General features: G+C 51.3%; 12 protein-coding genes. 2 read left to right on the top strand and 10 right to left on the bottom strand.

The genetic code is table 11. The features are described from left to right. Nucleotides 1-119: 119 nt before the first annotated feature. From DW096_RS10660 to DW096_RS10650, 3 genes are read right to left on the bottom strand one after another with little or no spacing between them, the layout of a single operon-like run. The gene (locus DW096_RS10660; protein WP_034525971.1) at nucleotides 120-542 is read right to left on the bottom strand and encodes a SufE family protein; all 423 of its coding nucleotides are present in this window, start codon (nucleotides 540-542) and stop codon (nucleotides 120-122) included. A 37-nt stretch (nucleotides 543-579) separates the two neighbouring features. Next, entirely contained in the window at nucleotides 580-1,593 is a 1,014-nt protein-coding gene (locus DW096_RS10655) for a M28 family peptidase (protein WP_005830510.1), read from the bottom strand. Then, complete coding sequence (locus tag DW096_RS10650) at nucleotides 1,590-2,528, bottom strand: LD-carboxypeptidase (protein WP_005830507.1); 939 nt, start codon at nucleotides 2,526-2,528, stop codon at nucleotides 1,590-1,592. The genes DW096_RS10655 and DW096_RS10650 overlap by 4 nt, the downstream gene beginning before the upstream one ends. Nucleotides 2,529-2,785: 257 nt before the next feature. Here DW096_RS10650 and DW096_RS10645 point away from each other — a divergent pair, with 257 nt between their 5' ends. Further along, nucleotides 2,786-3,706 carry a phosphate acyltransferase gene (locus tag DW096_RS10645; RefSeq protein WP_005834523.1) on the top strand — a complete coding sequence of 307 codons (921 nt, stop codon included), beginning with the start codon at nucleotides 2,786-2,788 and terminating at the stop codon, nucleotides 3,704-3,706. 44 nt (nucleotides 3,707-3,750) lie between these two features. After that, complete coding sequence (gene buk / locus DW096_RS10640) at nucleotides 3,751-4,833, top strand: butyrate kinase (RefSeq protein ID WP_005830498.1); 1,083 nt, start codon at nucleotides 3,751-3,753, stop codon at nucleotides 4,831-4,833. A gap of 154 nt (nucleotides 4,834-4,987) precedes the next feature. Here the strand turns inward: buk and DW096_RS10635 are convergent, their stop codons facing one another. The 7 genes from DW096_RS10635 to DW096_RS10605 all read right to left on the bottom strand — a co-directional run bounded on the left by DW096_RS10635 (nucleotide 4,988) and on the right by DW096_RS10605 (nucleotide 18,109). Further along, on the bottom strand, nucleotides 4,988-6,916 hold the full coding sequence (locus DW096_RS10635; RefSeq protein WP_120028749.1) for a trehalase family glycosidase: 1,929 nt from the start codon (nucleotides 6,914-6,916) through the stop codon (nucleotides 4,988-4,990). Between the two features lie 20 nt (nucleotides 6,917-6,936). Then, entirely contained in the window at nucleotides 6,937-10,080 is a 3,144-nt protein-coding gene (locus tag DW096_RS10630) for a glycoside hydrolase family 2 TIM barrel-domain containing protein (protein ID WP_117963377.1), read from the bottom strand. A gap of 72 nt (nucleotides 10,081-10,152) precedes the next feature. Continuing rightward, complete coding sequence (locus tag DW096_RS10625) at nucleotides 10,153-10,755, bottom strand: lysine exporter LysO family protein (protein ID WP_005830487.1); 603 nt, start codon at nucleotides 10,753-10,755, stop codon at nucleotides 10,153-10,155. After that, nucleotides 10,752-11,030, bottom strand: coding sequence for a LysO family transporter (locus tag DW096_RS10620; RefSeq protein WP_005834527.1), 279 nt, complete (start codon nucleotides 11,028-11,030; stop codon nucleotides 10,752-10,754). Before DW096_RS10620 ends, DW096_RS10625 begins: the two co-directional genes overlap by 4 nt. Before the next feature lie 101 nt (nucleotides 11,031-11,131). Beyond that, nucleotides 11,132-14,368, bottom strand: a complete 3,237-nt coding sequence (locus tag DW096_RS10615) for a glycoside hydrolase family 2 TIM barrel-domain containing protein (RefSeq protein ID WP_117704098.1) — start codon at nucleotides 14,366-14,368, stop codon at nucleotides 11,132-11,134. Nucleotides 14,369-14,437: 69 nt separating this feature from the next. After that, entirely contained in the window at nucleotides 14,438-16,447 is a 2,010-nt protein-coding gene (locus DW096_RS10610; RefSeq protein WP_044467897.1) for a trehalase family glycosidase, read from the bottom strand. A 126-nt stretch (nucleotides 16,448-16,573) separates the two neighbouring features. Continuing rightward, nucleotides 16,574-18,109, bottom strand: a complete 1,536-nt coding sequence (locus DW096_RS10605; protein ID WP_005834532.1) for a RagB/SusD family nutrient uptake outer membrane protein — start codon at nucleotides 18,107-18,109, stop codon at nucleotides 16,574-16,576. Nucleotides 18,110-18,128: the final 19 nt, after the last annotated feature.

The following is an 18,128-nucleotide window of genomic DNA, read 5'->3' as shown; positions in this document are numbered from 1 at the left end:
TTAGTTTGTAAATGTGTCTACCTATATCAGGATAAGACAAACGGCTTTTACATTATAGGGTAAACATCCGGTAAATATAATCTGCTGATTATTAGCTTATATATTGTCGGTCGTAACCTTTAGATGTCTTTCGCTTTGAAGGCCAGCGCATACATTCGCATCTGCTTTACCATAGACAGCAGTCCGTTGCTACGGGTGGGCGACAAGTGTTCCTTCAGTCCTATTTTATCAATGAAATAGAGGTCGGCGTTCAGTATCTCATCCGGTGTGTGCCCGGAGAGTACTTTGATAAGCAGTGAAATGATTCCTTTCACAATCAGTGCGTCGCTTTCGGCCTGGAAAATAATTTTTCCGTCCACTTCGTCTGCCTGCAGCCATACGCGGCTCTGGCAACCTTCAATCAGGTTTTGTTCCGTCTTGTATTTTTCGTCGAGCGGTTCCTGCTCGTTTCCTAAATCAATAAGAAGTTGGTACCGGTCCATCCAATCGTCGAAATCATTGAATTCGGCAATTACTTCATCTTGTACTTCGTTGATACTTATCATGGAATTTACTATTTACGATTTACTATTTGATTGTCTATTTCTCATTGTAGATGACTTCGAGCAAGGTCTGTCCCACTGCGTTGAGAGTGCCCTTGTCGATGATGTCCATGGTGTCGTCTATCGTGTGCCAGAAGTCACCGAAGCCGGTGTCGCAGTTCGGGTCATAGTTGATGATGTCTACGCAGGGAATCTGCCGCAGGTTGTATACATACATATGGTCGTCTGTCACTTCGGTGCCTTTTTCTTTGGGGAAGAAGTTGCCGAAGCCCAGGCGGTGGGCTGTGTTCCATATCTTGTTCACGTACTTACCGGCGGTTCTTTGAGAGAACTGTTCCTTGTAGAAGGTGGCGTTCTTTCCACCCACCATGTCGAGCAGGATGCCGTAGCGGGCATTATAGCCGTCTACATGAGGTACTCGTCCCCAATATTGCGAGCCCAGGCACCAAGTGTCGTTCTTGTATGCACCTTGATAGAAGTAGGGGATGCCATAGTCTTCGGCGTCAAAGAAGATGATGTCGATGCCTATGGCTGGAGCCTGCTGCTGTAGTTGGCGGGCCACTTCGAGCAATACGCCCACACCGCTGGCTCCATCGTTCACACCCAGGATGGGGCTGTGATGCTTCGTCTTGTCGGCATCCTGGTCGGCATAAGGACGGCTGTCCCAATGGGCACAGAGCAGTACACGCCTTTTGCTTTCCGGATTATAGGCGCCGATAACATTGCGCGCTTTCAGGATGGTGTTGTCGTAAGCCACCAGGTCGGCATGCTGGTTGTATACTTTGGCGCCGAATTCTTCCAGCTTCTTGGCAAGGAATTCTCCGCAGGCTTTGTGGGCGGCGGTGTTGGGCACGCGCGGACCAAAATCCGCTTGGGTCTGTATGTATTGGTATGCACTGTCTGCACTGAACTGGGGCACTTGGACAGTCGCTTTGGTCGCATCGCCCTCACTGTCATTATCGGCTGCAGACTTGCTGCTGTTGTTGCTGCATGCCACTATCGCTACAATCAGCAACAGCAGCAACGGGATGAATGTATAATTCCGTTTCATTCTCTTTCTGTATTAAAACTTAGTTTCACTTCTTTCTTTCCAACTTTCAGTGTTACCGCAGCGCCGTTTATCAGCGGTACATTCATGCTGACATGTCCGACGGGAAAATCGAAACATATCGGGTAATCGTATTCCTTCACCAAATCGGCCAATGCGCCATATAGGTCTTTTCCCAGGGACTTGTTCTCCTCGTATTCGGTGAATTGTCCGATGATGAGGCCGGAAAGCTTGTCGAGGACACCTCCCAGTTTGAGATTGTACATCATGCGTTCCACCGCATGCGGGCGTTCTCCCACATCTTCGATGAAGAGGATGGTGCCTTCGGCGGGAATATCGTAAGGAGTACCACGCAGCCCGTAGAACACAGACAAATTGCCGCCGCGCAACACGCCTTTTCCCTCTCCCTTATGATTTAGTTTGTGCCCCGGGCAGACATAACTGAATGCTTCGGTTCCTCCCAATGCCTGCCCGAACAGTATATCCTTCAGTGCTTGTGTGCAGAAGTCGTCTTCCGGTTCTACTGTGAGATGGCGCGCCATGGGGGCGTGCAACGACGCGAAGCCATTCTGCTGGAACAGATTATGGAGGGCGGTGATGTCACTGAATCCGATGAGCCATTTGGGATGCTGCCTGAACTTGGTAAAATCCAGTTTGCCTATCAGATGCACGGCTCCGTAACCGCCCCGACTACAGAATATGACTTTGGCTTCTTCATCGTCCATGGCTTCCTGCAGGTCCTCGAGGCGTTGCCGGATATTTCCTGCATACGTTCCGTTGGAACTCCCCGCGTGCTTTGCGAATACGACTTCCAGCCCCCAGGACTTCAAACGTTTGTAGGCGCCTTTCAGGAAAGATTTGTCAATCTTGCTGGAAGGGGAGAGAACAATGACACGGTCACCTTCCTGCAGATACGGAGGGAAAATAAGACTACCCATATATATTATCAATCTATTTTGGGCAAAAGTACACAATTCACCACAGATATCACAGATTAACACGGATTTTTAACAGAAGAGAGGGAGGTTATATATGATATATAATCAACAGAGTAATTCAAATTCTGTTCAAATCCGTGTCAATCTGTGTAATCTGTGGTGAACATATCAAAATGATATTAAACATATAAAATTTCAACGGGGCAAATGCTGTATTTCTCGACATTTTTTTAGATATTTGCTAAAAATCTAACGTTATGGAACCGATACGGAACTTTGCCCAGTTAACAGCCCACCTGAAAACCTTGAATAAGAGGAAACGTATTGCGGTAGTCTGTGCCAATGACCCTAATACAGAATATGCCATATCCCGTGCCTTGGAGGAGGGGATTGCGGAATTTCTGATGATTGGCGATTCTGCCATATTGGAAAAATATCCCACTTTGAAGAAATATCCTCAATATGTCAGTACCTTGCATATAGAAGATTCCGATGAGGCTGCACGTGAGGCGGTGCGTATCGTACGCGAGGGTGGAGCGGACATCCTGATGAAAGGCATCATCAATACCGACAATTTGCTACGTGCCATTCTGGACAAGGAACATGGTTTGTTGCCTAAAGGAAAGATTCTGACCCATCTGGCCGTGATGCAGATACCTACTTACGATAAACTGCTCTTTTTCTCCGATGCTGCGGTCATTCCCCGCCCGACACTGCAACAGCGCATTGAAATGATTTGGTATGCCATCCATACTTGCCGCCATTTCGGGATAGAGCAGCCACGCATCGCGCTGATTCATTGCACGGAGAAGGTTAGCGCCAAATTCCCCCATTCATTGGACTATGTGAATATTGTAGAACTGGCGGAAGCCGGAGAGTTCGGCAATGTCATCATCGACGGCCCGCTGGATGTGAAGACCTCTTGTGAGAAGACGAGCGGTAACATCAAAGGCATTGTATCACCGATTGACGGGGAGGCGGATGTGTTGATATTCCCAAACATCGAATCGGGCAATGCTTTTTATAAGGCTGTATCTCTGTTTTCTCATGCCGATATGGCCGGGTTGCTGCAAGGACCCTCATGTCCGGTGGTATTACCGTCGCGTAGCGATTCCGGTTTGTCCAAATATTACAGCATTGCCATGGCTTGCCTGACCAGCGGGGTGAAAGAACCTTGATTGTAATTAGTAATTTGTAGTTCGTAATTTGTAAATCGTAATCAATGAAAATACTGGCAGTAAATCCCGGTTCCACCTCGACAAAAATTGCTGTCTATGAGGATGAAACTCCCCGTCTGGTACTCAACATCCGGCATTCGGTGGAGGAGCTTTCCCAATTTCCCCGCATCATCGACCAGTTCGAATTCCGCAAGCACTTGGTGCTGGAAGCGCTGGAGGCCAATGACATTCCCTTTAAGTTCGATGCCATCGTCGGCCGTGGGGGATTGTTGAAACCCATTCCTGGCGGTGTGTATGCCGTGAACGATGCCATGTTGGACGATATGCTCCACGCCATGCGTACCCACGCCTGCAACTTAGGTTGTCTGATAGCCCACGAACTTGCCGCCATGCTGCCCGGCTGCCCCTCTTTCATAGCCGATCCCGGCGTGGTGGACGAACTGGACGATGTGGCACGCATCACCGGTTCGCCTCTGATGCCCAGCATCACCATCTGGCACGCCTTGAACCAGCGAGCCATCGCCCGGCGCTATGCTGCCGAGCGTAGTGCCCTGCAGCCCGAAGCTCCCGTGCATTACGAAGACCTCAATCTGATTGTCTGTCACTTGGGTGGAGGCGTTTCCGTAGGAGTCCACCGCCACGGCCGTGCGGTGGACGTGCCCAATGCCCTCGACGGTTTCGGTCCTTTTTCGCCCGAACGTGCAGGTACCCTGCCCGCCGGGCAGCTGATAGACCTTTGTCACTCGGGGCGTTACACTACCGAAGAACTGAAGAAACGTATTTCCGGCAAGGCGGGACTTGCCGCCCATTTGGGTACTACCGACATTCCCGCCATAGAGAGGCGCATCGCTGAGGGAGACACCCATGCCGCTTTGGTGCTTGATGCCATGATTTACCGCATTGCCAAGGAGATAGGCGGTGCTGCTGTTGTGCTTTATGGCAAGGTGGACGCCATTCTGCTTACGGGAGGTATGGCACATTCCGAGTACATCACTTCGCGGTTGCAGGAGCGCGTGTCTTTCCTTGCTCCCGTCCACGTCTATCCCGGAGAAGACGAATTGGAAGCATTGGTAATGAATGCGCTGGGAGCTTTGCGTGGAGAGCTTCCGGTGCAGGTTTACCGATAATAATCATATCGCTTTTGTTCTTCATGAAAGTGTCATAACTCACCACAGATTACACAGATTCACACAGATAAATATGTCAGATATCAATAAACTAAAAAAATCTGCGTGAATCTGTGTAATCTGTGGTGAGTTATGACATATATGGAATCCCGGTTTACTTACCGTAATCGTCGTACATCATCAACAGATGTGAGGAGCTCCAGCTGAAATGGGGAGCTTTCAGGCGTTCGCCGGTATGGGTTCCGTAGTTCTCGTGGATGGGAGCACCCTCTTTCAGCCCACTCAGGCGGTCGAAGACTTGCAGCGTATATTCATCTGCCAGCTGGTTGTAGCCGTAGTTGCGCAGTCCACGGATGGCAAAGTAGGTCTGGTCCAGCCAGATGGGGCCACGCCAGTAGCCGCGCGGATTGTATTTGGGATTGTCGGCGGCAATGGTCGGGAAGGGGATATACGTGGAGAACTTTGCCGTATCTTGAAGCATGGGCAGCATGCTGTCCACTTGCGCTTGTGTGGCAATCCGGGTCCACAACGGAGTGTAGGCTTCGCAGCCCGGCTCTTCGATGAATGAACCGTCCTTCAGGCGGCGGTCGCAGAAGAAGTTGATGTTCTTGTCAAAGAAATAGTCGGCTACCTGGCTACTGTAGTCCGGTGCGTCGAAAGGTATCTTCAGCAGGCTGGAGAATTTCTTCAGCAGTTTGCATTCCAGTGCCAGATAAGCGTTCAAGTCCACACTCTCCTGATCCATACTCCAGGCATCCTCGTAGCCTTCGTTTTTCAGCATCACGGCGCCGTCAAAACGGATGGCGTTGTCCATGCCGCTTTCCCAGGCCGCAGCTTCCAGTGTTCCGTCGGTAGCACCGTACTCGCACATGCCATTGCGGTTGTGGTCGCGCTTCTCGTACCACCATCTATAATAGGAGAGCAGTTGCGGATACATCTCGGCAACGAAGGCGGTGTCACCCGTATGGGTAAATATTTCATCGACAGCCCAGCATACCAAGGGAGGCTTGCTGTCACGGGCATTGTTCTCGGAGGGGTCGGTGTAGATACAGTCGATAATCATGCCGTCCGGTTGCTGGTAGTCGAACATGGCTCGGATGTTGTTCTTGGCCAGTTCGGGGTCGAATTTGGCGGTTCCGGCACTGAAGCGCCAGCTATCCCATGCCCAAAAGCCGACGAAATAGCCTACGGCATGGCTCGGGATGATACCTTCGTGAAGCAATCCACCGCGGTGTGTCCGCCAATTGGAGATGAGCGTGGTGACGGCTTTCACGGCGATACGGTCATATTCGGGCTTCATATCCTTGCGCAGTATCTTGGTGAGGTAACCTTCCCAACGTTCGGCGTTGGCTTGCAGGGCGGGGGCGGGATTGTTGAGCAGGCCCGGCAGGTTTTGCAGGTTGGCAGTCATCTCTTTTTCGGAAGTGAAGAAAGAGATGGCTACGTTGACAGGGTAGCGCGGAGAGCGGACGAGGGCTGTATAGTTATTGTCGGTCTTGGCCAGCTCTACATTAGGAGTGAAGGTCACGGTTACGGTTTCGCCACTGGGATGACGGGCGATGACGGAGTTCTGTTCTACGCTGACGGTAATGTCTTTGCCCCATTGGCTACCGGAGAACAGCAGGTCTTCAGCCGTGTCGGCTTCGATGCGCAGCAAGGCGGTCGAGGCACTTGTGAAGTTGAGCCGTTGCGTGATGCTCCCGTGGGTGGAATGTGCCGACATATAGAGCTCGCCGGGGTAATAGCAAGTGGAATCCGGAACAAAAATGTTTTGTGTATCTTTGGCAAAGCCTACGACGGCGGCTGACTGTGCCATCCACTGGCGGCGGAACATATCGAGGCTGAAGGGGCCGCAGAAGCCGTTGACCCATTGTTGCCGTTCGGGCGGCGTGAAGCCCATCCACGAGCCGGCGTCGGTGAACCAACCGTAGCAGCGGTGCAGAGTGTCGGGAGTGTAGGAGATGTCCAGTATGTCGGCGAAGGCATACCGTTTCTCCGTAGTGCTTTTCATGCCGGGGGTGCAGGCTGCGATGCCTGCAGCCAACAATGTGAAGCAGAGTATGCGTATAAATTTGTATTTCATATGAATGAGGTATTTAACGGTTATTTGTGCGCTTGTTCCGCCGCATCATCCTCCGGTGCGAGAGGGGCGAGCGTGAAGCTGTATTTCCATTCGTGCGGAGTGATGGTGTACTCGGGATGAACTTGTGCTCCCCAGGTATTGTCACCGCCTACGCCCATCTGCTTGTGGTCGATGTTGAGCCATATCATATCTTTCTTCTGGATGCTTCCACCGTGGCGGCGCTCCATCTGTGAGGGACGGTATTCAATGTCCTCCATCGGGAAGTTCCAGGCGCTTACGCTCAACGGTTCCTCGCCCACTACCAGCAGACCTTCACCGGCAGCATTGCGCAGGGCCACCCAGCGTACGTCACAATGATTGGCCGTCTCTTGGGCACGTACATACGGATGGAATTGTTCCCACACCGTGGCGTTGTAGAGGCCTATCAATGCTCCCGTCTTGCGGTCGGCGTACGTCTCTTGCGGACCACGGCCCAGCCAGGTCATCATTTCATATTCGGCAGGGAGTATCATGCGCATGCCCAGACGAGGCATCTCGCTCAATGGCTTCTTGCCGGGGGTGAAGTGCATGGTTACCTGAACCTTGCCGTCGGGAGTGATTTTGTAGAGAGTCTGCAAATCAGCATCTTGTTCTTCCATGCGGTAGGTCGCAGTGACAGTAGCCGTTTGTCCGGCTTCTGCAACTTCGATGTTCTGCAGTTTGGCATCGCGTCCGGCGTTTCTCCAGGTGCCGCAGCGTATCAGGTGCCCATTTGGAATATCATTATCGGTCAACGGGCGCCAGAAGTTGGGTTGTAGCCCTTCTTTAATCAGATTCTTTCCGGTGTAGTTCAACTCTGTCATTTCACCGTTTCGGGTAGAGAAAGCTACCTGGAAGTTGTTGCCTTTCACGGTCAGTGTTTCGTTGTTGCGGTCTACGGTCAGCGTTCCTTCCACCGGCTGAACAGTTTTGGCTGACGGTGCAGAAGACAATTCCCATTGTTCGATGGCAACCTCGTGTCCTTTCGGTACTAATGGCGCTTCGTGCTTGGTGAATGCACGCAGTGTGAGGAAATACTCCTTGCCGTCGGCAGGCAGCGCTTTCAGTGGCAATTCTATGTTGGCAGAGTTTCTGGGAGCAATCTTGGGGAAATCCATCTCACCGTTCTGAACGGTCTTGCCGTCGCATTCCACTGCCCAGCGGAGGGTATATCCTTCCAATCCGATGAAATCGTGCCAGTTGGTGACCTTTATCTTGTTCGGGGTGAAGGCGAGTGGTTCGAAATGGATATATTGCAATACCTTCTTCACTTCGTAGATGTGCGGGTGCGGGGTGCGGTCGGCAGCAATCAGGCCGTTGGCACAGAAGTTGGAGTCGTTGACGACGCCTACAAATCCCATGTCGCCGCCAAAAGCCCAGATGTCGCGCTGGTTCTCGTCCTTGATGGCAAACGTCTGGTCCACCCAGTCCCAAATGAAACCGCCTTGCAGTTGGTCGTACTTGTAAATCAAGTCCCAGTAGTCCTGGAAGTTTCCTACACTGTTGCCCATGGCATGGGCATATTCGCAGAGAATCATGGGGCGGGCATCACGCTGGTTCACGTGCTGGCGCAGCCTCCAGATGCGTGCGTACATGGGGCAGTAGATGTCGCTCTTTGAGTTGTAACCACCCCCTTCGTATTGTACGGGACGGGTGGGGTCTATCTTCTTGGTATAGTCATACAGAGTTTCGAAGTGCTTGCCGTAGCCCGACTCGTTGCCCATGGACCAAGTCACGATGGCGGAGTAGTTGCGGTCGCGTGCAATCATGCGGCTCATGCGCTGCATGAAAGGCACCTCCCAGTCGGGATAGTTGGTAAGGGTCTCATCCTTGTGGAACATCATGCCATGGCTCTCGATGTTGGCTTCGTCTACCATATAAAGTCCGAATTCTGTGCAAAGCTCGTACCACGCATAGTTGTTCGGGTAGTGGCAGTTGCGTACACCGTTCAGGTTGAACTGCTTCATCAGCTGGATGTCGTGTATCATGGACCCCACGGTGATGGTACGTCCCTTGTGCGGGTCGTGCTCGTGACGGTTCACCCCCTTGAAGAGGACGGCCTGGCCGTTAATCATCTGCATGCCGTTCATCATTTCCACGGTACGGAAGCCAAAAAGGTGCGTAAAGGATTCCTGCGGTTTCCCTTGTGCATCAAAGGTGCTGACTACCAGCGTGTAGGTGTTCGGTGTTTCGGCATTCCAGGCTCGTGCATTCGGGAACACTTGCTGCTGGGTAAACAAAGTGTCTGTGGCAGAGGTTATGGACTTTTTCCGGTCATAGATAACCTTGTCCTTGTCCATTACCTTGACTTCCACCGTTTCTCCGGCTTTAGGCCGATGGAGGAATACGTCCAGCTTTAGTTCGCCATCCTTGTAGTTGTTTATCAGTTCCGCTGTCATCCGGAAGTCCTTGACGCGGCTCTGGGGGCGGGCGTAGAGATAAACACTCCGTTCGATGCCGCTGTATTTCCAGTAGTCCTGGCCTTCCAGGTAGGAACCGTCGCTATAACGGAATACTTTTACAGCCAGTCTGTTGTTGCCCTTCTTCAGCAGGTGGGTGATGTTGAAGTGCGACGGCAGGCGGCTGTCCTCGGCATAACCCGCCAATTCGCCGTTTACCCATACATAGTAGGCAGACTCCACCCCTTCGAAATTAAGGAAGATGTCCATGCCTTCCCAGCTAGCCGGGACGGTGAACTCGCGGATATAAGCACCTACGGGATTGTAGTCGGTAGGCACGTAGGGCGGATTGGGGGGGAACGGATAACGGGTATCTGTATAGATAGGTGCATCGAAGCCTTGCAGTTCCCAGCTTCCCGGAACTTCAATTTTACTCCACTTGCGGGTACTGAATCCGGGCTTGTGAAAGTCTTTGGGGCAGAGGTCATTGTTCTTTGAAAAAAGAAATTTCCAGGTGCCGTCCAGAGTGATACGGCGTTCCGTTGCAGGATTAACGTCGAACCGTACGTTGGCGGGCAAGGCACGTTGTTTCAATGCGTTGGCTTCATTCGTAAACGGAGTGAAGTGGGCGTGCATCGGTTCTCTGTTCATTTCGTTGACTTGCGGGTTCTGCCACGGCTCGTTGTCGGCCAGGGCACCGGTGCAAAGCAGCGAAGAAAGGAGAAAGGTATAAAGTTTGGTTTTCATTATTAATAGGATTTAGTGATATAAAAATGGCTCTTGTCAGAGACCGGTGTCTGTCAAAAGAGGGTAAAAGCCCTATATCGAGCAGAACAATGTCACCAGGAACGGAACGCTGAAATCGACCACAAACCCGTGGAAGATGGAAACTACGACAAACTGCTGTCCGGCTGTCCGTGTGATGATGGGTAGTGTGGTGTCCATCGTCGTGGCTCCTCCGGCAGAGATGGGGGCAAGGTTTCCGAACCATCGTACCAGCAACGGGGCGGCCAGCAGTGTCAGAATCTCCCGGCTGATATTGGCAAGCAGGGCGATGGTGCCCAGCTCGGCTCCCTTGTATTCGGTAATGAAGATGCTGGAGAGCGAGTAATAGCCGAATCCCGAGCCTACGGCCAGACAGTCCGTTATAGAACGGTGTGTCAGAATCAGACTGACGGCTGCCGAACCTGCCAGTGTTCCCAGTATCGTCATGATGGGCAGGAATACCAGCCGCGGATTGAGTGAACGGAAGTTCTTCAGGGTCTGCGGGTCGTTGCCTACGCTCAACCCTACACTGAACATCAGCGCGCAAAGCGCGTAATAGCTGATATTGGTTTCTGCAATATCAAAAGGCAACAGATGGCACACACCACAAATCGTACCCAATACAAAAAAGCCCACAATGATAAGACTTCCTTTCATGCCCTGCCTCCTTTCCTTTTATACAAAGCTCTCCAGAGTGCCCAAGCAGCGATAACACTTCCCAAGGTCCCTCCCAAGGTGAGGACAACGGCTTCATATCCGATGGTATGGAGTCCTCTGATAATCTCTTCGTTACTTCCTACCTCAATACCGAGGATAAACAGTAGCAGCCAGATAAGCAGGGTGATGATTGGATGAATCTTCTTTAAGTCCCGTTTCCGTAAGAGGTAGCCCAGCAGCATTCCTGTGAGCATTAGTCCGATGATTGTAAACATTGTCTGTATGGTTTTGTGAATAGATGGAAAGCTGTCTTACCCTCAAAAGCACCTCCTGTTCAAAGAGGGGGAGGCGCTTCTGAGGTTTGACAATTGCAAAATTACTTCATTTCCAAATATCTTTGGTTCTCTTTCACTCCTTTTTCTTGTGCAGGGCATAAGCGGAATGAGAATTCCATCTTACGGGCAGGAATCAGGTATGGTTGATGCGGGTAGGCTCCCCAACTGGTATCTCCACCCACACCCATCTGCTTGAAGTCTATGTTCCAAGTCACCATATCTTTGGGTTGGATGTCTGAGATATGGCGTTGTGACTTGCGTGTGCCGGGTTCATCCAAATCTTCTGTCGGGAAGAGGTAGGCACTGCCGCTGATTGTGGGTGCACCGATAACCATCAGGCCATTGCCTTTCAGATCGGTGAGGCTCATCCAACGTACATCGGTCTTGTTGCCGTTTTCTTGTGGACGGTCGTAGGCGAAGTACTGTTCGGCTACGCTACCTTTGTACAGACCCACGAAGGAAGAACCGTTGCGGTCGCAATAGTTCTCGTGCGGACCTCGACCTAGCCATGCCATTTGGTCGTATTGCTTGTTCAGGGTGATGCTCACACCCATGCGGGGCATCAAAGGTAAAGTGTCGTTGGCAGGAATGAAAGTACAGTTCACATCGAGGCTGCCTCTCGGTGAGAAGCGGTAGCGGACAATGAATTCCGAACCGGCAACTTCTTCGGGCAGACGGTAGTGTGACACTACTTCATAGCCATCTTTGTCGAGCGCTGTTTTCTCCAATGAGGTGAGTTTGGCGCCACGTCCGGCTTCACGCCACGGGCGCAGGGTCTTGTTCATGTCGTTGCCCATGTCATTGTCCGTCACCGGACGCCAGAAGTTGGGACGCAGTGCTTCCTTAATCATCTCTTCCTTGCCTTCCTTGAACGAGCAGAGTGCTCCGGTGGCTTTGTCGAATCCTACACTGACATTTCCGGCAGTGAGGACAAGCAGGGCTTCGCTGTCGGTTGCCGTCACGTTGCCTGAGGCAGCTTTGGGGGTAACAGCCTTATAGAAGGGAAGCTTCACTTGTTCGGCAGCCAATTGTGTACCGGCCTTCAGCAGACCCTCGTCGCGCTTCTGGCTGGCATAGAAATTCAGGTAATATTCTACTCCTTCGGAGGAATGGATGGTGGGGAACTGTGTCCGGAATACGCCTGTCTGTTGGGCGGGCAAATCTACATTATCTATGCGTCCTTGTGCCAATACTTCGCCGTTGCCTTCCAAACGCCAAGTGAAGTCAAAGTCATTCAGGTTGGTGAAAAAGAACTTGTTTCTAAGCTCTACCAATCCTTCGTGATAATCGAGCAATCTGAAAGCCATATTCTGGTACACCCGTTTCACTTCATGTATGTGGGGCTTCAATGTGCGGTCTGCGGCAATCAGGCCGTTCATGCAGAAGTTGGCCGAGCTTGGAGTGCCTTCGGGGGCAAGGTCGCCGCCGTAGGCCCAGTAGAACTTACCGTCGTCGGTCTTGTTGTAAAGACCCTGGTCCACCCAGTCCCAGATGTGACCGCCTTGTAGAGAAGGGTACTTCTCGATGATGTCCCAGTAGTCTTGCAGATTGCCCACACTATTACCCATAGCATGAGCGTATTCGCAGAGGATGAGGGGCATGGTGGGCAGATAGAGAGCATGGTTTATCAACACGTCTATCTTCTTGTACATGGGGCAGAAGATGTCGGTGAAAGGACGGTTTTTGCCAGAGTCCTCGGAGTGTACGGGGCGTTGGGAACGGTCGTGGGCATGAATCCAAGCATAGGTGGCTTGGAAGTTACAGCCTGAGCCGGTTTCGTTGCCCAATGACCAGATGATGACGCAGGGGTGGTTCTTGTCGCGTTCAAACATACGTTCTGTACGGTCGATGAAAGCCTTCTGCCATTCGGGTTGGTTGGCGAGGCATTGGTCGGGTTTGTAGCCCATGCCGTGGCTTTCGATGTTGGCCTCGTCCACTACATACATGCCGTAGATGTCGCACAGTTCATACCAGCGCGGGTCGTTGGGGTAGTGGGAGGTGCGCACGCTGTTGATGTTGTTTTGTTTCATCAGTTCCAGGTCGCGTATCATGGAGGCTTCGTCCACTACATGGCCGTGGTAAGGGTCGTGTTCGTGGCGGTTTACGCCCTTGATGTAGACGGGTTGCCCGTTGACGAGTAACTGTGCATGTTTGATTTCCGATTTGCGGAATCCGATGTTGCGGCAGATGTACTGTGTCTGGCCGTTGGCACGCAGTGTAATCATCATCTGGTATAGGTTGGGCTTTTCAGCACTCCACAGCAGGGGCGCTTCGATGTGTTTCAGGAAGTGCAGCTTGTTGTCTTTGGCGCGTTGGCGTTCGGTGTAGATGACTTTTCCCTCTTTGTCCGTCAGGCTCACTTCCACTTCGGCACCTTTTACCTTGGGCGTTTGAGTACGTTGGGAGTTTTGGGCATTGTCCAGTTCCACATAGAGGTGGAAGTCGGCGTCCTTGTACTCGTTGTCGAGGTCGGTCACTACTTCAAAGTCGCGCACGTGGATGTTGGGACGGGCATAAAGGTACACATCACGTTGTATACCGGCAAAGCGCCAGTAATCTTGATCTTCTAAGTAGTAGCCGTCGCTGAACTTGAATACCTGCACGGCAATCTCGTTCTGTCCGGTTACTGCATAGGGGGTGATATCGAACTCACTGGGGGTCTTGGAATCTTGCGAGTAACCCACCTTTTCACCGTTGACCCACACATAGAAAGCTGAGGCCACGCCTCCGAAGTGGAGGACGATTTGCTTGCCTTTCCAGTTGGCAGGGACGTTGAATGTGCGTTTGTAGGAACCTACGGGACTGTTTTCCACGGCAATGAGTGGCGGGTTGCGCTTGATGCCGTAGCCGGCACCTACATAGAAAGGATGGCCATAGCCTTCCATTTCCCAGTTGGCGGGCACTTTGATGTTGCCCCATCCGCTTACATCGTGGCCTTTTTCAAAGAAGTCCATCGGGCGCTGGTCCGAACGGGGAACAAACTGAAACTTCCAGGTACCGTTCAACGACTGAAAATATTCCGATTGACTCTTGTCGTTCTTCACTGCTTTCTCTTTGGTGGTGTAGGCCATGAAGGTGGCGGCAGAAGGCAGTCGGTTGATGTGCAACACATCAAAGTTTTCCCAATCGTTGTCCGAGTGAGGATATTTGTCGGTTCTTACGGCGGTTTCCGCTTTCTTGGTGTCGCCCGTCTTGTTCATGGGTGTACCGTCGTACTGTGCAAATGCGCATAACGGTAGCATCAGTGCGAGGGTGCAGATTGAATGTATCTTATTCATATTCGTATGCTTTTAATGATGTATAATCGTTTGTCTTTTCAGACTTTTGAGAGTTGTTTTGCGTGAGAGTTACTCATCGAGCAGCATCTTGATGATACATGCCGAACTCCAGCCGAAGTTAGGCGAATTGAGCGCTTCGCCGGTCAGCGGGTTGTAGTTCTCGTGGATAGGGCCGTCGGTGGTGAGTCCTTGGGCGTTGTTGATGAACTTCTCAGTCAGTATGTCGGCTTCCCGGTCGAAACCATAGTTGCGCAGGCCGGTGATACCGAAGTACACTTGGTCTACCCAGACCGGGCCGCGCCAGTAGCCGCGCACGGGACGCAGGCGAGGATGGCTGATGTCCAAGGTACCCAATGGAAGGGTGGAGTTGAACTTCTGCGGGTCCATCATCTTCTGCATCACCTGTTTGGCCTGTTCGGGAGTGGCGATGCCTGCCCAGAGTGGCAGCCAGCATTCGGCACCCATCACTTTGATGTGCTCGCCGGTATCGATACGGGTGTCGTAGAAGAATCCGGTTTCCTTGTCCCACATCTTTGTCTGTACGAACTCCTTGATGACTTTGGCTTCGGCATTAAGCTGTGCCGCCAGTTCGGGCTTGTTCAGGAGGGTTGCCATTTCGGCGAGGATGGTCTTGTCTACGTAGAGGAACGAGTTCAGGCAGATGTTCTCCTGGTTCATGGACCATGCCTTCTCGCTGTTTTTCTGCATCACGGCATCGTCAAAGCGTACGCCGTTGTCCATGCCGCTTTCCCAACAGGCAGCAATGAGAGTGCCGTCGGTGGAACCGTATTCGCAGATGCCGTTGTGATTGTGGTCACGCTCGGCATACCACCACTGATGGAACTTATAGAGCTTGTCGAACATTGTTTCGAGGAATTTCTTGTCGCCGGTAGCTTTATACACGTTCATGGCTCCCCAGGCGGCTACGGGCGGTTTGGCATCGCGCCAGTTATTGTATTTCTTGTTGTAGCTGATGAAGTCGGGTACCATGCCGTTGTCGGCTTGATAGTCGAAGAGGGTAATCATTTCGCTTTTGGCTATCTCCTCGTTGAAATGTACGTTGCCCGAAGCAATCTTCCAGGAGTCCCACGACCAGATGCCGTTGATGAATCCGTTGTACGACGGGTTGCTGCCGCCATGCAGGATGTCACCGGCAGGGGTGCGGTAGTTGCTGTTCAGGGTCATCATTGCTTTTACGAGTACCTTGCGGTATTTGTTGTCCTTGAGGTACTTGCTGTTTCCGCTCAGCAACGAAGCGATTTGTGCGTTCCATTGCTGTTCGTTTAGTTCAAAGCAATTGTCTATATTCAGCGTTGCTATGGCAGCCAGTTCTTTGGCTGTGTCTTCACCGCGCAGCGTCAGGGTTTGAGTCATCTCCGACTGATAAGTCTTGCCGGGTTCCAGGGTCATTTCACTTTTTTCTGTGACGTGCAGGCTATCGCTCCCCACAGCCTGAATCTTGTCTGCTGTGAGGAATCGGATTACCGTGTTCGTGGAATCTTTGGGGCGGATGAAAGAGAGACCTTTATCTATGCTGCTTACGACAGAGGTAGGCTCGTATACGCCTCCGTTCCAGTCGAAGCTGACCTTTACCGGTTTTTGGCTCATATTCTTCACGATTGAACGTATGGCTACGGAACGTGAGGTGAGGTAGCACAATTCGGTAGTGAAGTTTAAGTTCTCATCGTTGTATTCCTGTATCAGTTTGCCGGGGAGGTATCGGGTGGTCTGTACATTGTACACCATCCTATACTGTTCGCCGTTCACCCACAGCGTAGGTTCGGCGAGTCCGGCAGCTATCCATCCGCGTCCGGTCATGACCATAGGTCCCATGAAAGCACCGGCATGGCGACGGTTTTCGTTGTCGGGCAGTGAGTATGCCATCCAAGCACCTTTGTCGGCAAAGACGTAGGCATCCCAGTCTACGGCTCCGGCGGGAGTGTTCTTTATGTTGATAAGATTACAGAAGTCCGCTTGCTTGGATAAAAGCGGTTCTGAAGAAGTGGGAGCTTTGACGCACGAGGTCAGTATGCAGGCAACGATGCCAGTCAAAGCGATGTTTTTATTTGGATGTCTCATGGTAAATTAAGTATATGATGAAATGAAGTCTTGAAACAGAGAGTTCTATTAAAAGCAATCTCTATCGGATGGGATCCCGTTTCCGGCATTTCGCTTCCGATAGAGACTGAGTTGTAGGGTTATCGGTTATTTTGTGTAACCTTCGTTTTGCACCCAATCAGGATTCATCAGGAATTCTTTGTGAGGGATAGCGAGTCTGATATGCTTGGTCGATATGAAATTGCTTGCGAAAGGCTTTTCATGACTCTTAAGTGCGTCTTCCACAATGCCCCAACGGATGAGATCATACCAGCGTGAGCCTTCGAGGGCCAGTTCGCAAGGACGTTCCACATCCTGCAGGTGCTTCAGCACTTGTTCTTTACTTAGGGTGTCGGACAGTGGCGTTACGTGTACACGGTCACGTACTTTGTTGATGTATTTGATGGCTTCTTTAGAGTTTCCTTCATCGTTCAGACACTCGGCATAGAGCAACAGGATGTCCGCATAGCGGATGAGGGGGATGTTGAAACCGGAATAATCCCAGTAATCACCCAATGACTTGTCGTAAGTCACATATTTGCGCCAGTAGATATTGTCTTCTTGGTGGTAATCACTGAATCCTTTGCCGTCTTCGTAATAGAACGGACGGGATTTGGGATCGTCGAAAATGATAGTCTCATACAATCGGTCGCTGTATTCCCCATCTTCGGTGAGGTCTTTCTTCAGTGTATTGAATAACCATTTGGACGGATATGCTTCCTCGTATGCGCCACAGCCACTGTCGGGACCCAAGTGCAAGGTAAAGAGATTGTATTCGTAGTGCCCGCCTTCCAGACTTCCGGTGAACTGTACTTCAAGGATGGATTCCTTATTGTTCTCGTGTAGTCCGTTGAAGTTGTCGCCATAGTTCTCCATCAGTTCATATCTGTGACTGTCAATGACTTTCCAGAATTCTGTTTTGGCTTTGGCCTTTTCGCCGATGAACATATAGTATTTGCCTAAGAGTGCTGCGGCAGTATATTTAGTGACGCGTCCGGCCATGTTTGTATTCCATTTTTCGGGAAGGTTGGCTTGACATTCACTCAGTTCTGTCTCGATGAAAGTCTTCAGTCTGCCGGCTTCTACCTGAGGAGGATAGAATTCCTCTTCGGTACCTTCGAGTTCGTGCTCGAACATTGGTAGTCTTTCACCGAAGTTGATGAAGAGACGGTAGTAGTAGAAAGCTCTCAGAAAACGTGCCTCGGCAATACTGGTCGCTTTGGTCTGCTTGATGCCTTCGTCATCGTTGTCGGGCACATTGGGAATGTTGTCCAGACACTGGTTGCAATAGTTGATGCTGGTATAGAGGTTGGTCCATTCATCGTTGGGCACGTAGTTGGTCGATTCGTTGTTGTACATGGCCAGTTCCATCCAGGCGGTCACGTCGGGGCGGTAGTCCAGCTCGTCGCTGCGGTAGTTGTCTATCACAATGTAGCGTTCGAAAGGTTGCGCCCATTCGATGGTAGGCTGTAGTCCAGCGTAGGCTGCGGTAAGTCCTTTGAGGATGTCGGATTCGCTCTTCCAGAAGTTTTCGGGGTCCAGTGAGTTGGGGTTTCTGTCTTCATCCAGGAAATTTCCGGTACATGAAGAGAGTGCCAGGCCTCCTAAGACTGAGGCGCACAATAATATATTCTTTAATTTCATAATCATCTTTTTTAAAGTT

The sequence above is a fragment of the Bacteroides sp. AM07-18 genome (genome assembly GCF_003602695.1).
Lineage (GTDB): Bacteria > Bacteroidota > Bacteroidia > Bacteroidales > Bacteroidaceae > Bacteroides > Bacteroides uniformis.
The sequence above is the reverse complement of the archived record's forward strand: the minus strand, read 5'-3'. Positions and strand labels throughout refer to the sequence as shown.

What these genes read in the sequence shown, in the direction of transcription:
- DW096_RS10655 (WP_005830510.1), bottom strand. Translation starts at nt 1,593, where the DNA reads ATGAAACGGAATTATACATTCATCCCGTTGCTGCTGTTGCTGATTGTA.
- DW096_RS10650 (WP_005830507.1), bottom strand. Translation starts at nt 2,528, where the DNA reads ATGGGTAGTCTTATTTTCCCTCCGTATCTGCAGGAAGGTGACCGTGTC.
- DW096_RS10645 (WP_005834523.1), top strand. Translation starts at nt 2,786, where the DNA reads ATGGAACCGATACGGAACTTTGCCCAGTTAACAGCCCACCTGAAAACC.
- buk (WP_005830498.1), top strand. Translation starts at nt 3,751, where the DNA reads ATGAAAATACTGGCAGTAAATCCCGGTTCCACCTCGACAAAAATTGCT.
- DW096_RS10635 (WP_120028749.1), bottom strand. Translation starts at nt 6,916, where the DNA reads ATGAAATACAAATTTATACGCATACTCTGCTTCACATTGTTGGCTGCA.
- DW096_RS10630 (WP_117963377.1), bottom strand. Translation starts at nt 10,080, where the DNA reads ATGAAAACCAAACTTTATACCTTTCTCCTTTCTTCGCTGCTTTGCACC.
- DW096_RS10625 (WP_005830487.1), bottom strand. Translation starts at nt 10,755, where the DNA reads ATGAAAGGAAGTCTTATCATTGTGGGCTTTTTTGTATTGGGTACGATT.
- DW096_RS10620 (WP_005834527.1), bottom strand. Translation starts at nt 11,030, where the DNA reads ATGTTTACAATCATCGGACTAATGCTCACAGGAATGCTGCTGGGCTAC.
- DW096_RS10615 (WP_117704098.1), bottom strand. Translation starts at nt 14,368, where the DNA reads ATGAATAAGATACATTCAATCTGCACCCTCGCACTGATGCTACCGTTA.
- DW096_RS10610 (WP_044467897.1), bottom strand. Translation starts at nt 16,447, where the DNA reads ATGAGACATCCAAATAAAAACATCGCTTTGACTGGCATCGTTGCCTGC.
- DW096_RS10605 (WP_005834532.1), bottom strand. Translation starts at nt 18,109, where the DNA reads ATGAAATTAAAGAATATATTATTGTGCGCCTCAGTCTTAGGAGGCCTG.